The following is a 14,382-nucleotide window of genomic DNA, read 5'->3' on the forward strand; positions in this document are numbered from 1 at the left end:
AACGGCGAAAGGGATCAGGCGGCTGTTGGCGGTCCTATTGGCGGAGGCCGCAGAAATGGCGAGGCACCGGGCAGGGCGAAAGATAGGCCAAGAAAGCCCATCGCCAGGATGAAGGCAATGGCGAGCGCCAGCAGGATCGGGTCGGCGGCGGCGAGCGCCGGCGACGACAGACCCGAGAAAGCGCAAGGCATGTCGGCCTGCTTGTGATCCGCGGGATCATGATCGCCGGACCTGCCCGGAAGCTCCATCATGACCGTTTGCGGACCCTGGCCCGAGCAGAGCTGGACCAATATCGTACCCGAAGAGACGGTCGGCATGAACCCGGCCGGCACCAGCACCTTCAGCATGAGCGCGGCCCCGGCCAGCCAGATGGCCAGCCAGCGATGCCGGGCAAGGAAGGAGCGGATCATGGTCACGGGAGCGGTCTTTAGAAATCGGTCCTGCTGATGTCGAGGTGACAAGTCGGATTTTTTCGCATACATCGCCTTGACTTAGCGCATCGCGAACAGCTCCTGATGGAAACGTTTCGCTACCGGAAAGCCCAGCGCGGCAAAGTCCCGGCGCAGCGTTTCACCAAATCCAAGGGGGCCGCAAAACCAGAGGCTCGCCTCCCGCCATTCCGGCACGGCGGCGCGTATTCGCTCGCCATCGAGGCGGCCATCGCGTGCATCGACCAGAACATGCAGGCGAATATGGGCAGCCGCCGCATCCGCTTGCAGCTTGCCCAGAGCCTCCTCGTCGACTTCGGCCGTGCAGTGGAAGAGATCAATCTCCGCGCGCGCGCCTTCGGGACTCTGGGCCAGATACTTCATGCGGGCGATGAACGGCGTGATACCGATCCCGCCACCGATCCAGATCTGACGGGCGCTATCATCGTCGAATGTGAAGCATCCATAAGGCCCCTCGATCCTGATCTCCTGGCCGACATGGAGTTTTTCGGGCAGGCGCCGCGTATGATCCCCCAGTCCCTTGGTGATGAAGGTGATCCGCCGCTCATCCTCGCGCCAGGCGGACGCGATGGTATAGGGATGCGGCCCTTCGGCCGGGTCCGACACGGCAAAGGCGAACTGGCCGGGTCGGTGGCCGGGCCACCCCTCCCCCATGTCGACGATGGTCTCGAGCGCCCGCACGCCCGGATAATGGTGGATGGCGGCAATCCTGCCCGGCACCTGCCGGTCCCGGCCTGCGCGGCGCGACAGAATGAGGATCGCCGCCCCGGTGCCGCAAGCAAGCAGCGCCGCCAGCGTGAGGCCGTACGGAGACAGCCAGTAGCTGAACGTCGTCAGGATCACGGCATGAAAGACCAGCACGAGATAGGCCAGCGCCAGAAGCCGATGCGTTCGATAGAAGAAGCGGTAGGGAATGCGCTGGATGAGCGCGACGGCGATCAGCGCAACCACGGCATAAAAGGCCCACTCGCCCAGACCCTCCGCCGTGTGGCGGAGACTGGCGAACAGGGCCTCGACAGGATTGCTTGCGGGCGGTTGCGGGCCACGCGACGGTCGTTCGAGCCAGCCCCACCCCACGGCCCATTTCGGACCCTTCGCCCACAGCCAGTGCGCGATGGCCGTGACCAGTGCCGCGATGCCGAGCCATTTGTGGAGACGATACATCTTGTCCAGTCCGCCCAGCCCATGTTCGGGCCAGCGGGGGCGGATGGCGAGCATCATCGCGACGCTCATGCAGGCGATCGCCAGCGCGCCGCTATACTGCACCGCCGCGCTGCGGATCGCGAAAAAGCCGGACGACCGGAATATGGACAGGTCCGCAAGAAGCCACAACATGGTGACCAAGGCGGCCAGGCCCCAGAATGTCAGTCGCAGGTTGCGCATTTCGATCCTTGTCCGGCCCTTGCGTCAATTGTTCCCTTCGCCCTGTAGCGATCGGCCCAGCTGTGGGATTGATTTCGGACAAGAAGGCAGAACCCCTTGCTCGGCGCATGCGAACATCGCCGACAAGTCTGACGAAAGCCTGACGAGCATTACCCAAATTCGATAGTGTCAGGCCTCGCAGCGTGACATATTTCACGAAATGGGTGCACCATCGGCAGCATAGGTCCGGCTCCGGTCGTATTCGTGGTCGCCCGCTTCGTCGACAAGATAGCCGGACACTTCTTCGGCGTAGTCCGCTTCAAGCACTCCTGTAGCACTCGGAATCAGACGAACACCGAAACCGTTGGCAAAGAGAAGGCGATCTGCCTCCTTCATTGCTGCAAACTGGTCATGTGCGGTCACGCCCAGTTTGACGCGCACGGTGGCATAGACGTGAACGAAATGGGTTGGCGCAGACATGCTGATCTCCCTTTGAGGCATTGGAATGATCGCGGGTGACAGGCCCAGATGCCTTGGCGCACGGCCGACATCGTCAGCCCCGATCGAGGCCGAAGTCATCAGCGGGGTTCGATGACGTCCCGCAATATAGTGCTGAGGGCATCATTGATCGCGTAAAGCACACCGCTATGGGCAGTGTCGCCCATGCCGTCGAGATAGAGATCCGGGATTAGATTGTTGACTGCATGCGTCGCATCATCAACGAGTTGATCGAATTCGTCCTCGGTCATGGGGCTATTCCTGACCAGGAGATGCGGACAGGCTCTCAACCTGTATCCGGAAGGTGGCGCCATCATTGAGCGTCAACCCGATCTCGACACCGTCTTCATTTTCACAGCTGGAGAGGATTTCCACGTCAGCACGGGTTCCATGCACAGCCGAGACGATATGATGGTGGTGATCCCCTGACGGCCGCCCTCCCACGTCGCATGCCTGCATGTGGGTCTCGAGCAACTCGCACAGCACTGCGGCGACTGTGCATGCTTTCGTCATGGACGATCCGTCAGTCATCTGCGTGCTCCATCCTGTCGTCAAAGAAGGTGCCGTCGTTGCCGAGCGCGGTGAGTTCAGCCTGCAGGGCATGGGGTGGGACATCGTCGGCGGATGTGATGGCGAAGGCGCCAACCATGTCACCGAAGTCCATTTCCTCGCCGATACGGGCGAGGCTCATGGTCGAGAGGCGATCCTCATCGCTGTCATGCATCAACAGCGTGACGCCAATAGTCACCTTTCGGATTTTCATCTTATGGGATGGACGCCTCCCGCAAGCGGGCCGAGCATGTTGCCACAGCGACCGGGAAGAGGAGTTCATCACATGCAAATGCTAGCGATCGATTTGGGCAAGCAGTCTTTTCACATCTACGGGATCACTTGCGAAGGTGAGGTAATCTCGCGGAAGGTTAGCAGGGCAAAGCTGGTCGATGCGGTGACCAGATTGCAACCGCAGTCGGTCGCGATGGAAGCCTGCGCCAGTTCACACCACTGGGGCCGCGTCTTCGAGGCGCTGAGTTATGCCGTTCGCCTGATCCATCCGCGTTTCGTCAAGCCATTCGTGAAGGGATCGAAGAATGATGCGGTTGATGCCGAAGCCATTTTCGAAGCTGCCAACAGGCCAACCATGCGGTTCGTGCCGCTGAAGAGCGTCGAACAGCAGGATCTGCAAGCTCTGCACCGAACGCGTGACAGACTGATCGTGCAGCGCACCGCGTTGATCAATCACACTCGTGGTCTTTTGGCCGAGTATGGCGTCGTCATGCCGGCAGGTGCGTCCCGGTTCCGGCTGCAGGTCGACAAGATGATCGAAATTGCCGAACTATCGCACTTGGCGAAGGACCTGTTCCTGAAGCTCGTCGAGGAGTATCGCGACTTGGATGCCAGAGTATCCACTCTGGATGACATGCTGGTTGATATCTGCCGGAGAGACGATCGTTGCAAACGTCTGACTACGCTGCCGGGGGTAGGACCGATTGTCGCAACCTCCCTCATCGCCGCAATTGACGATGGCCGACACTTCGCATCCGGCCGAGCCCTTTCTGCCTGGATTGGACTGGTTCCGCGACAATACACGACCGGCGGAAAGCCAAGGCTCGGTGGTATCGGGAACAGAGCCAATCATTACCTGAGGCGCCAGCTGATACATGGTGCACGGTCTGCGTTGCTGCGGATCGCCAAGCATGACGACCGGCGTTCAAAATGGGCGCAGGAACTGCAATCAAGGGCAGGCCACAACAAGACACTCGTCGCCATGGCAAACAAGACTGCTCGCATGGCCTGGGCGATGTTGCGAAGCGGCGAAAGTTACAAAATGGCGTGACCGTTCGGGCAGCGGGCCGCAATCTGATCAGAGGTTACAAATGCGAGGTGAAGACTTGATGGTGTAACGGCACGGACCGCCGCTTCACAGCCTGTAAGGAACGATGGCCCTCGAGGCCGCTCATCTTAAAAGGCACTGAACCGCGCGGATTCCCATCATGGCCAGGGGCGAAAACACCTCAATCAACAGGCCGGATAGATTCACGCATCCAATGCCGGAGCAACATCGAGAAACTACCTTGCGCGGGAGGCGTCCATAGAATCGTTCCTTCCCTGGATTGACGTGTTTGCTGGCCTTGGCCATGCCAGCCGCGTTGCACCGCCGAATGCCCGCAGGCGCGCTGCCATCGTGCTGCGCAGACGGGCGCGATTTGCGATGACGGTTTCCCATGCCAATGGCTCGCCTCGCGCCGTGACGAAGCCCGCGGCAGGCTTACCGTCGGCGGTTTCGATGACGATGCGGTGGCCGCGCGGGGGAAGCTTGCCGGCATAACGGGCCGTAAATTCTCCGAGCCGGCCCGTCAGGCCATTGACGGCCTTGCCCCAACGAATGTGGCCTGCCCCGACCGTCTGGCCCGCGAGAAACCCACGGTCGAGCCAGATACGAAAGTGCGTCCGTTGCTGGAGCGCGGTGTTCCGCGTTCGTTCCATTGTCCGGCAAAGCGGAAGCGCTGCAGCATGTGCATCGAGCAAAGCCAGATAATACCCTTGGGCAGCGACAAGGATGTCATCAAAGTCGCGATCACCGAGCAGCGCCCGCAAGCAGGCCTGGAGTGCGCGATCGGACGCGAGTACCTCCAGTGCTTCGGGACCACCGAGGGGCAGCGCCGTATCGGCTCTATCGAGAGGGTGAAAACCGGCTCCGGAAATGACGACGATGGTCGCCTCCCCGCAGCCCGAGCAGGAATCGAGAGCCGGACGAAGCAGGGCCGTTTTTGCCGGCGCGGCGACCAGTCCGGCTTCGGGCGCACCGATCAGGAGGAGGCGACGATGCCAGCGTGCCGGCCGCGGCACGTCAGTCGGCTTGAGCCATTCGCTGGGACGAGGCCGCGCGGGCAAAATGGCCGAAGACGTTGGTGTGCGATCCACCATCAAGGCGCGGCGCGCGGTGTCGAAGAGGTCATCGCGGTTGCCGCCACCATCGCAAAAGCCGTGATCATAGGCTTCGGCGCCCGCATCGAGTGGGCCAGGCTTGCGGCATTCGGGATCCCAGCCCGCATGCGCGGCATACCAGCCATCGGCATAGCGGACCGATCGATCCCAGTCATGGCCATGGAGATCGCGCGCGCGCAGAATGGCACGATCGCGATCATCCCCCCGTCCCTCGGCGACTCGTCTTGCGGTGAAGGCGAAATTGCGGGCCTGTCGTTCCGCCTCGACCATGTGCGCCATCGCTTCCATCACCGGCCGCAGTGCCGTGACACGCTCGCGCATACGTGCCATGCGCTGATCGAGTGGGGAATCGTTCGCAAGGTCCGGGAAGCGGCGCCAGGCATCAGCGAGCGCCGCTGCTTGTACCGGGCTTCGACCATGGGCAATCCATGCGTCGGTGTCAGCGGGGTCAAACGGCTCTGACATCATCGGTCTCCTTCGATGCGAATCCCAGGAGACGTGGCGGCGATGGTCGGAGGGGACAGCGTACCGCTCCGACAGTTTCTCGATCACACCCACAACTGGCATACGCGCGCGCAAGCCCGCGCCCGAAATCGGAATGCACCGAGATCAACGCTTGCCGTTCGAACGAACTTTCCGTGAAAGGTATATAGAGGCGATAGGAATAGCCCGACTCCTGGACGCCGATCCTGACGCGGACGAAAAGAATGCGCATGATCGCCTTCGTTCAGGCGACGAGACGGGGAACAACGGGCTGCGATGTGGACAAGCGAAGCTCCCGCCGGATTCGTGCGGCGAAGCGGCCCGGGTCGACAAGTTCGCGGATTGACGCCCAACAATTACGGTCTCCAAGATGATCGTCGCGGCCCTGCACCTTGCGAAAGCACACTTCCCGATCGGGACCGGAGAGGCCGAGCGAGAGTTGCACCCAGACATCCTCGCCGTGCAGCGTCACTTCGCCTGACACGGCGGGACCACCCTTGTTGGACCGGATATCGAAACTGCCCTCGTCGAGCGCGAGGGCGTCGGCCAGGCGGCGCATGGCGGCGCGCCCCTCCGAATGAAACAGGCGCTTGGCGGGCTCGTCATGGGCAACGCCGCGATAGGCGAGCGTCTTCAGAACCGGCCGGTTCCGCAGCTCGGCGATCCGCGCGATGCAGTCGCGCCGCAGATCCGCGTCCGGTGCACGCGTTTCGCACACCGTCCCCAGATGGCGCGCAAGCAGAATAACCGCCGGATCACGTTCGAGATCGATGCCGGCGTTGCGGCAATCGGTGATGGCGGCGTGGATCGCATGCAGCGCCGTGCCGATCGTGATCAGCGCGCTGGGATCGAGAGCCTGACTGTAGCGGAAGGCGAGATCATAATTCATGAGAGTCTCCGGGTCTCGAGCGGTTCGGCCGCTCACACCTCCGTTCCCCCTCTCCTCACCTTCAGTCCGCTGATGCTGCGCCGTAGATGTCCGCTGCCCATTGCTCGGTCCACAGGGCCGTCATCTCGTCATGGTCGAGATCGCCGGTTTCGATGAGATCGCGTATCTCGCGGCGCGCCTGTGCGATCACCCGCTCCCAGGGGTCTGCCGGTTCGGGAGGTGGCGGCACCTCAGGTTGCACCGGCAACTGTCGCGAAGGCCGATCAAGGCGAGCATGCTGTCTGAGCAACCACTGCGTCATATGGTCCGCCACCAAGCGGTCGGTCTTGGCTTGACCACAACGTCGCGCGGCGATGCGCGCGCTGACCCCATAGGCCTGGCTGTCGATCGAGGCGATACGATGGGCGAAGGCGGTGAGATAGGGGATGGCGGCGCCCTTGACGCCGAAGAGATGCAGACGGGTCTGCCTTGGCAGCACCTGGTCGAGACGATCAACGACGGCGATCAGTCCATCCGCGCCATGGACAGGGCGCCGGCACATGCTGCCGACACCGACAAGCCCGGCGCGCTCGATCATATGCGCGAGCGCCACTGCACAGCGTTCATAATCACCGGGATGACGTCCCTGAATGACCGGCATGAAGGTCGCATCGATCCCGGCATTTTCAGCGCGCAGCCGGCATTCGATGTTGGCCCGGATGGTACGGGACATGCGGTCGAGCACCTCGTTGCGATCGCTGGCCACTTCCTGCTCGACGCAATAGTCGAGGCTTGCCCACCAGCGGAATGGATAGGCTGCGGCCAGGCCGACATAATCATCGACCGTCCAGGGATAGCGCCCATAGGTGACCATTGCGCTGAACCCCGCGCTGTCGAGGCTGAGGCTGCGAAGACCATGCGCATTCATGAGTGGCCGCGTCGTCCAGCCGGCCCATTCGCGCCAACCTCGCTTCGTCGACCAGCGCGACAGGGCATTGGCGGAAATCAGGACGGGCTGCTGAAGCTGTCGGGCGCGCCGCAGGAGCACCCCATCAGCAAGGTGCGGCAGTCCCACCATGACAGCGATCGAGCGTGACTTGACCGGATAATTGTTCATGTTATGTTCCATTCAAGGGAGATTTTTAATGACCGAGCAGGCCGCCCGCTATTTTGAACCGTTCGATCTCGATGTGACGCTGCGCGATGCCGCGCTTGACGATCAAAACCGCCCCACCCGCCGCATGCTGGCCAATGCGGCGATCGGTATGCATGTCGAGGATGCCTATTATTCGGTGCGCGAACTGCGCGAGGCGATGTCCTGGGTCCATGAGGGTGAGACGGGCGGCAAGCGCAAGCTCGCGTCCATCCTGAGCAATCCGGCAGGCGACGATTTCCAGCGCTGCATCTATTTCTGCCTCGCTGGCCGCGGCATCGTCGAGATGCTCGACGATCTGATGTGGCTCGAAGAGCTGCTCGAAGCGCGCGGCCGCGTCGCGGGCAGCATCCACCGCCGGAAAATCAGGGCACGTCCGCTGGTCTCGCCTTATGTAGCTGACGAACCGGATGGCCCTGTCGTCGCCTCAACCGAGAACTTCAGGCAAGGCCGTTCCTGGTGGGCCGATCCCGGCCTCACTGCCTGACGGGACCGCGCGGTACGCCGCTCCAGCCTTGGAGATCACCGCTCACAAGCGAGGCGGTCGCCGCGCCGCCACCGAGCCGGCTCGATCCACTGGCCAGCGAACGCGCCAGCCTTGTTTCGCTGCGCGGCGGCAAAGGCTTCGGTATATTGCTTCGCACGCGCCGGATCGGTTTTCAGGAATTGGGGTTGGGGAATGGCGAGACCCGCGCGGATCAGCGTCTCTCCGAGATCGCGGCCTTTCACGGTCACAGTCGCCACCGGCCGACCATAGCTCGAGCGGTTGGTGAGCCGGATTTGGGCGTCGGCTTCGCCCAGAATCCGCGCGGCATGATCCTGAGCCGCCTTGCCACATTCCCAGCACGACCGCGCCCGTTCACAGAGCTGACGGCGCTCGAACGCATCGACACCAAGGAGACGGAAATCGGCTGCAATCGTGTCGCCATCGAGCGCGCGAGCGGATGCGGTAAACCCCGGCTCATTGACGGGAGCACCCCGGACGTCGCATGCGGAGACAAGGAATAGGAAACACAGAAAACGATACATTCGATGTCTATGACAAAGGGCGCTGATCTTTTCCATTGCGTCGAACACGAAGTTCAGTCCCCAGGAAACCAGTCGAACGTCAAGGTGCGCGCGCCGGCCCGGCTTTCGAGTTCAAGGACGTCGGCAATGGTCCAGATCTTGCGGGATTCGCGCGCCAGGTCCGCGTAACCACCGTAGGTGCAGCCGCCATGCACGATGAACTGGGCGTGGATGTTCTGGGTCGCCGCTTCGGAGAGAAAGAAGCCCGCAACGCCCTTGATATATTGTGGCGGGAGAACGCCCAGCATAGCGTCGTAGAAACGCTGCGTGATCCGGCTGAGAGGAAATGACGCCAATGTTTCGGCGCGCGTGCGTTCGAAATAGGCGTTGGTGGACTCGACAACAGCGTCGGGATGGCGATCGCGGTGACGCGCGAGCAGCGCGGCTGCGTCCTCCCTGCTGTGTGCGTAGTCGAGGGGGAATTTCGAAGACCGCGCGGTAATGTAAAAGTTAGTGTCCATGGCGGATCCTTCCAGCTTGGAGAACACCGTCATTCATCCCCCTTCCCTCTTGCCATGGGTCGCGAGCGGCGGGATCATGGGCCTGGCTGCGTTGCAGCGGCGGTCAGCATGCGGATGGGCTTTGCTCCGGAAGACATGAATGGAGAGGGCTTCAGGCGACCATCTCGAGGACGATCAGGCCCGACGACGCAGGGTCGGTAGAGATGCGGAAAGGCTGCAGCGGATCGGTAGTGCGCAGGATGCTTACCTTACCCTGCGAATGATCGAAAATCCGGCTGGCGACGCGCAGGGCATTCTCGCGGCTGCAGAGCAACTGGCGTTTGGGAGACAGACAACGCCTGTCGATGGCCGTCGTCATGACCTGATCCCTTTCTCCTCGAGGATTGACGCTCATGCAAACAGCGTCTTGTGGATCTTGGTGACCGGTACGACCACCCAGGCGCGCGTCATGAGGCGACTGATCCGGTAGAAGCAGCCATTCTGCGGATCGCGAAGCACGAGCCTCCGGCCGCGCTTGCAGACGACGAACTCCTGCGCGACATTACCGTCGGTGAAGGTCACCGGCTCGGGAAGCCGGATGCGATCCCCGTCCGCGAGTTTGCGCGCGCGGTGCGCAAGGTTCGCCCGGCAACGTGCGCGCCAATCGAGCGCATATTCATGCTCGGTCGGGCTCAGCAGATCGAGGATCGCCGCGGGGCAGTCGGCCTCGCATGGCCCCATATTTTCGGTCAGTCGGGTAGGATTGGTGCTGCTCATGGAGTCAGCCCTGATCCCCCCGCCGAACCGCACGTGCAGCTTTCACCGCATGCGGCTCTCCACTGTGACGAACCATCACTTTGCCGTAGATCGGGCAGGCGGCCTCTGTGAGTATCCCAGTGGCATTGCTCGCACAGGACCACCGTCCTGCGGGCGCGTGCCACCTTCATTCTCACGACAAAACCGCGGTGCGAAACATCGGCCATCCCCCGGATATGGTGCACCTGACACGGAACATCGGATCGACCGCAAGCCTCGCATTGCTTGGCATTCTGACGATCAACCCAGTCCGTACGTGAGTGGGTGAACACCTGCGTCCAAGGCTGGATATCAATCCTGGACGAGGTGGCCGGATCACGTTTCAGATGAGCCAGTTTCCAGACTTTGACCGATCGGGGCTGGCCATCGACGTCGTAGCCGATGGTGAATTCCTGCCCCGTCCTCATGCGGGCCAAGACCGCTCGCACATTGGTTTTGTGCTTGCTGGCCAAGGTCTTGAACAAGCTCCACCGCTGGAGAAACTCAAGCCTGTTCAGCTTGAAGCTCACATCCTTGGCGAGAGCATAGTAGTTCGCAAAACCCCGCAATTCGGCGTTGTAAGCTAGGACGATCTCAACGTCGCTGCAGCTGAGCAGCAGGCTACGATGACGCGGCTTCAACACCGACAGATCACCATAACCTTTTGCAGAAGCGAACGCGTGGACCTTCTCCCAAGGGACATGCAGCTGCATCACTTCCGACGGCGGCCTACGAAGGAAGCTGACGGAACCTTGTCGGCTCCGGACAACCCGTTGGCGTGTCGTATATGTGCGGACCTCATATCCAAGGAAGGCGGCTCCATCGCTCGCCTTGCGGATACCGCTTTTCTCCTCGGACACCGTGAGCGCCAGCGCCTCGGTCAGGAATGCCCTGACTTCGGCGAACACGCTTCGTGCATCCTCCTTGCTACCGATAACCCCAATCATGAAGTCGTCCGCGTAGCGACAGTAACGAAGTCGGCGATAACCGGGGTCCATCGCGTCTCTCGACGGGATGGACCGCTTTTGCGGCAGTAAGGTTTGGATTTTGGCCAAGGAGGCCGCAACCTTCACCTCGTCGACATTGTCTTTGGCCCGCAGCATGGTGACGCGCTTCCGTTGTTTCTGGATGCGCCCAGCCAGTCGCCCATATTCCGGGTTCGTGGCACGGACCTTCCCCCTCTCGAAAGCCGCGATCCGTTCCGCCATGAACATATCGAGTTCATGGAGGTAGATGTTGGCCAAGATTGGAGAGACGATACCGCCCTGCGGAGTGCCGCTGTAGGTCCGGGTGTGAACCCGGTCTTCCATAACACCCGCCTTAAGCATGCTGCCGATCAAGCCGATGAATTTCTCGTCATCGATCCTTTTCCGCAACAGCCGCAGGAGGATGTCGTGGTCGATGTTCTCGAAGAACCCCGCGACATCCACATCTACGAGCCATTTCACCCCCGTCCATACGGCTTTGACGTGTTCAAGCGCCGTATGACACGACCGGCCCGGCCGGAATCCATGGGAGGCGTTCGAGAACACCGGTTCATAGATCCGTTCGAGCAGTTGCCGCGCCACTTCCTGAACGAGGCGGTCGTCGCGCGTGGGAATGCCCAGCGGACGCCGTTTGCCCTTGCCTTTCGGGATAAACACCCGACGCACTGGTTTGGGATCATAGGTCCCTGCCGTCACGCTGGCGATAATCGGGTCGAGGTCTTCCGGTCCGAAGTCCGCGAAGGTCTCGCCGTCAATACCCGGCGTCATCGCACCCTTGTTGGATCCGATCTTCTGGAGCCCCTCCTCCCAAAGGAGGCGAGACCCCATCAGACGATAGAGTCCATTCACCCTTTTGCCCGACGCAACGAGCGCCGGAATGGCCTCCAACCGGCCTTTCACAGTTTCTGGCAGCATCAGCACACCCCATGATCGGTGGTTGAAGAATCACAGCTGCCGCCCTTCCCCCGGTCTTCCCCGCTTTCGGCCCGATCGCTCGAGACCTTATACAGTTGCACCGCCGCCTCCGAAGAGGTCGATGTCCCGGGCATTACCCCGGGCATTTGAGTAATATGGCGGCTCCGTACCCATGCAGGCCGGCAGAAGCCGCCTGTTTAGGGCATCCCGTAGTTACGCTGAATGGAGATGCGGCGCGGTTAGGTGTCCCGTTCGTCCACTAAACCCCTCGACGAGAGGCGCACCGGATGGGCTGAGAAACAGGCGGCCAAGACATGAGACCGCTGTCATCATCCGGACCTGGCGTGACAGTCGCTTTCGCCAGTATCGCTATATAGATTGCTGCAGACTGGGATTTAAGCAGTGTAGCCTTCACCATACGCACCTTGCCCTGACCGTCATCGCCTCCATTTGCGACTAAGACGCATCTGGCCTTTTCCGAACATGCTATTGTTCCCCGTCCCTTTCGGGATTTCAGACCTTGTGAGGCCCGAGGTTAGTCCGGCGAGCAGAGGCATTCTCAACTTACCTCATCATCACTGATACTCCATTTCAGCGCCGCAACGGCGCACTATCCTTGTACCCGAACTGGTGGCCATCGCGCGAGCGTGGATTCCAGCGCACCAGGCACACTACCGCGAAAACGTTGCCGGCAATGCCGTCCACGATTTCCTGGGCTGCGGCGTAATAGGTCCGATTTCCCGGACAGGAGGACGCGAGCACCCTGAGGCCGCGTTTCGTGCCGTCCTCGAGCGTGTTTTCGTAGGTAAGCTGCGCGTCGAGATAGGATTTGGCGGTCTTGTGGCCGCCCATCGACGTAAAGGGCATGAAGAGCCATCCCATGATGAGTCCTTTCTTGAGGAAGGAAACCGGCCGCTGGCCGTTTCCGGTTTGAGGATCGTCGGGCCGCGAGCGCTGGTCAGCAGGCGAACGCCCGCGTATCAAAGTCGCAGTATTTTCATGTCGTGCGGATGTGACCTTCCGCACCCGTCATTGTCGGAGAAGTCATGCTCGCCGCGTCGGCCATTGAGATAATCGGCGGCACGCCTTTGATCGCACTGGATCGCATCTACACGGGTCCTGGTCGCATCATCGCCAAGGCCGAGTTCCTGCTGCCCGGGGGAAGTGTGAAGGACCGTGCCGCCAAGGCGATCCTGCTTGCCGCAAGAGAGGATGGCCGGCTGAAGCCGGGAATGCCGGTCGTGGAAATGACGAGCGGAAACATGGGCGCCGGACTGGCGGTGGCATGCGCCGCGCTCGGCCATCCCCTCGTCGTCACGATGTCGGCAGGCAACAGTCCGGCGCGAGCGAAGATGCTCGAAGGACTCGGCGCCGAAGTGGTGCTCATCGCCCAGGTGGATGGAAGCCCGGGCCAGGTGACGGGTTCCGATGTCAATGCTGCCGCACAGGCGGCTTGCGCGATCGCCCGGGCGCGTGACGGTTTCTACGTCGATCAGTTCAACGCTGCAGAGGGGATCGCAGCGCACGAGACCACGACAGGCCCGGAGATCCTGGCGCAGTTCGGTGGCCCGGTCGACGGATGGGTTGCAGCGGTCGGCACGGGCTGCACCTTCGTGGGCGTTGCAAAGGCGTTGAAGCGCGCCAATCCCGGTACGGTCTGCGCCGCTGTCGAACCGCTGAACGCGCGGCCGCTGGCCGGAGAACCGGTGCTCGACGCCCGGCATAAACTCCAGGGCATCGGTTATGGCACGGTTCCGCCGCACTGGGATCCGTCGCTGATGGATATGAGTGTCGGCATCAGCGATGATGAAGCTGAAGAGTGGCGGCGTACTCTGGCCCATCGCGAGGGCCTGTACGTCGGCTATTCTGCCGCTGCGAACGTCTGCGCCGCGGCAAAGCTGCTGGCATCGGGGCGGTTGACGGCTGATGCCGTCGTGGCAACGGTGCTTTGTGATACCGGCCTGAAATACTGAACCTCGGCGTGGGGGTGGCCCCGATGGACGTGCATCCGGTCGGCTGCCGGCTGCGCCTTGCTCGCCGCGCCGAAGCTTTTGAGATACGCGAAAGCCTGTTCAGCCTTGGCGGCAGCGTGGATGATCGCGGTCTTGTCGCCGCGGAGGATACCGAGCCAATGCGCCACATAGCTCGCATGACTGTCATGGAGGACGTTGGGCAGACCAAGGTCAGCACAGCAGAGCCCCGCCCCGATCTCGGCGACCAGTTCTTCGAACGCATAGGCCTTGTCGCCGAAGCGCTTGCCGAAGGTCCGTGCGAGTCGGCTGGAATGGCCCGACCAGTGGGTCTTATGCCGATATCGGCATAAAGGGCATAATGCCGTAACCCTGATTATGCCGCATGGCGTTGGCTAGGACTTGTTTTTCGGCCATCCGCCATGCGGCACCTCGGCATAATCAGAGCC

The 14,382-nt window shown here is 61.8% G+C and carries 16 protein-coding genes and 3 pseudogenes; 3 read left to right on the forward strand and 16 right to left on the reverse strand.

What is annotated here, in order from left to right; genetic code table 11:
- Positions 1 to 14: 14 nt before the first annotated feature.
- The 6 genes from B5X69_RS15985 to B5X69_RS16005 form a co-directional block, all read right to left on the reverse strand.
- Complete coding sequence (locus B5X69_RS15985) at positions 15 to 410, reverse strand: hypothetical protein (protein WP_020819424.1); 396 nt, start codon at positions 408 to 410, stop codon at positions 15 to 17.
- Between the two features lie 81 nt (positions 411 to 491).
- Positions 492 to 1,832 (reverse strand): ferredoxin reductase family protein, encoded by a 1,341-nt coding sequence (locus tag B5X69_RS15990; RefSeq protein ID WP_020819423.1) that lies wholly within the window; start codon positions 1,830 to 1,832, stop codon positions 492 to 494.
- Positions 1,833 to 2,024: 192 nt separating this feature from the next.
- On the reverse strand, positions 2,025 to 2,291 hold the full coding sequence (locus B5X69_RS15995) for a hypothetical protein (protein ID WP_025160949.1): 267 nt from the start codon (positions 2,289 to 2,291) through the stop codon (positions 2,025 to 2,027).
- Positions 2,292 to 2,389: 98 nt separating this feature from the next.
- Positions 2,390 to 2,560: a hypothetical protein gene (locus B5X69_RS21565; protein ID WP_020819421.1), complete on the reverse strand. Its 171-nt coding sequence runs from the start codon at positions 2,558 to 2,560 to the stop codon at positions 2,390 to 2,392.
- Positions 2,561 to 2,564: 4 nt separating this feature from the next.
- Positions 2,565 to 2,840, reverse strand: coding sequence for a hypothetical protein (locus tag B5X69_RS21060; protein WP_025160948.1), 276 nt, complete (start codon positions 2,838 to 2,840; stop codon positions 2,565 to 2,567).
- Positions 2,833 to 3,072, reverse strand: a complete 240-nt coding sequence (locus tag B5X69_RS16005) for a hypothetical protein (RefSeq protein ID WP_020819419.1) — start codon at positions 3,070 to 3,072, stop codon at positions 2,833 to 2,835. Before B5X69_RS16005 ends, B5X69_RS21060 begins: the two co-directional genes overlap by 8 nt.
- 72 nt (positions 3,073 to 3,144) lie before the next feature.
- On the opposite strand from B5X69_RS16005, the gene B5X69_RS16010 reads away from it, so the two are divergent.
- Positions 3,145 to 4,143 carry an IS110 family RNA-guided transposase gene (locus tag B5X69_RS16010; protein ID WP_020819418.1) on the forward strand — a complete coding sequence of 333 codons (999 nt, stop codon included), beginning with the start codon at positions 3,145 to 3,147 and terminating at the stop codon, positions 4,141 to 4,143.
- A gap of 233 nt (positions 4,144 to 4,376) precedes the next feature.
- Here the strand turns inward: B5X69_RS16010 and B5X69_RS16015 are convergent, their stop codons facing one another.
- The 3 genes from B5X69_RS16015 to B5X69_RS16025 all read right to left on the reverse strand — a co-directional run bounded on the left by B5X69_RS16015 (position 4,377) and on the right by B5X69_RS16025 (position 7,723).
- Positions 4,377 to 5,720, reverse strand: coding sequence for a hypothetical protein (locus B5X69_RS16015; RefSeq protein ID WP_335339766.1), 1,344 nt, complete (start codon positions 5,718 to 5,720; stop codon positions 4,377 to 4,379).
- A 262-nt stretch (positions 5,721 to 5,982) separates the two neighbouring features.
- Positions 5,983 to 6,627, reverse strand: a complete 645-nt coding sequence (locus B5X69_RS16020; RefSeq protein WP_020819416.1) for a hypothetical protein — start codon at positions 6,625 to 6,627, stop codon at positions 5,983 to 5,985.
- Positions 6,628 to 6,688: 61 nt separating this feature from the next.
- Positions 6,689 to 7,723: a deazapurine DNA modification protein DpdA family protein gene (locus tag B5X69_RS16025; protein WP_020819415.1), complete on the reverse strand. Its 1,035-nt coding sequence runs from the start codon at positions 7,721 to 7,723 to the stop codon at positions 6,689 to 6,691.
- Between the two features lie 28 nt (positions 7,724 to 7,751).
- Here B5X69_RS16025 and B5X69_RS16030 point away from each other — a divergent pair, with 28 nt between their 5' ends.
- Positions 7,752 to 8,246: a hypothetical protein gene (locus B5X69_RS16030; RefSeq protein WP_020819414.1), complete on the forward strand. Its 495-nt coding sequence runs from the start codon at positions 7,752 to 7,754 to the stop codon at positions 8,244 to 8,246.
- Between the two features lie 35 nt (positions 8,247 to 8,281).
- On the opposite strand, the gene B5X69_RS16035 is transcribed toward B5X69_RS16030, so the two are convergent.
- The 6 genes and pseudogenes from B5X69_RS16035 to B5X69_RS16060 form a co-directional block, all read right to left on the reverse strand.
- On the reverse strand, positions 8,282 to 8,788 hold the full coding sequence (locus B5X69_RS16035; protein WP_020819413.1) for a thermonuclease family protein: 507 nt from the start codon (positions 8,786 to 8,788) through the stop codon (positions 8,282 to 8,284).
- A 53-nt stretch (positions 8,789 to 8,841) separates the two neighbouring features.
- The gene (locus tag B5X69_RS16040) at positions 8,842 to 9,321 is read right to left on the reverse strand and encodes a hypothetical protein (protein ID WP_020819412.1); all 480 of its coding nucleotides are present in this window, start codon (positions 9,319 to 9,321) and stop codon (positions 8,842 to 8,844) included.
- 118 nt (positions 9,322 to 9,439) lie between these two features.
- Positions 9,440 to 9,646, reverse strand: coding sequence for a hypothetical protein (locus B5X69_RS16045; RefSeq protein WP_020819411.1), 207 nt, complete (start codon positions 9,644 to 9,646; stop codon positions 9,440 to 9,442).
- Between the two features lie 32 nt (positions 9,647 to 9,678).
- Positions 9,679 to 10,020, reverse strand: a pseudogene (locus B5X69_RS16050) (DUF6927 domain-containing protein); the annotation flags it as partial.
- A gap of 20 nt (positions 10,021 to 10,040) precedes the next feature.
- Positions 10,041 to 11,963, reverse strand: coding sequence for a reverse transcriptase domain-containing protein (locus B5X69_RS16055; RefSeq protein ID WP_020819409.1), 1,923 nt, complete (start codon positions 11,961 to 11,963; stop codon positions 10,041 to 10,043).
- A gap of 612 nt (positions 11,964 to 12,575) precedes the next feature.
- Positions 12,576 to 12,845: pseudogene (locus B5X69_RS16060) on the reverse strand (DUF6927 domain-containing protein); the annotation flags it as partial.
- 164 nt (positions 12,846 to 13,009) lie between these two features.
- Between B5X69_RS16060 and B5X69_RS16065 the strand changes: the two are divergent.
- A complete protein-coding gene (locus B5X69_RS16065) occupies positions 13,010 to 13,936 on the forward strand; it encodes a PLP-dependent cysteine synthase family protein (RefSeq protein WP_020819407.1) in 927 nt (308 codons plus the stop codon).
- A gap of 41 nt (positions 13,937 to 13,977) precedes the next feature.
- Here B5X69_RS16065 and B5X69_RS22065 read toward each other — a convergent pair.
- A pseudogene (locus B5X69_RS22065) lies at positions 13,978 to 14,271 on the reverse strand (zincin-like metallopeptidase domain-containing protein); the annotation flags it as partial.
- Positions 14,272 to 14,382 lie beyond the last annotated feature (111 nt).

It is taken from the genome of Sphingopyxis flava (genome assembly GCF_900168005.1).
Classification (GTDB): domain Bacteria; phylum Pseudomonadota; class Alphaproteobacteria; order Sphingomonadales; family Sphingomonadaceae; genus Sphingopyxis; species Sphingopyxis flava.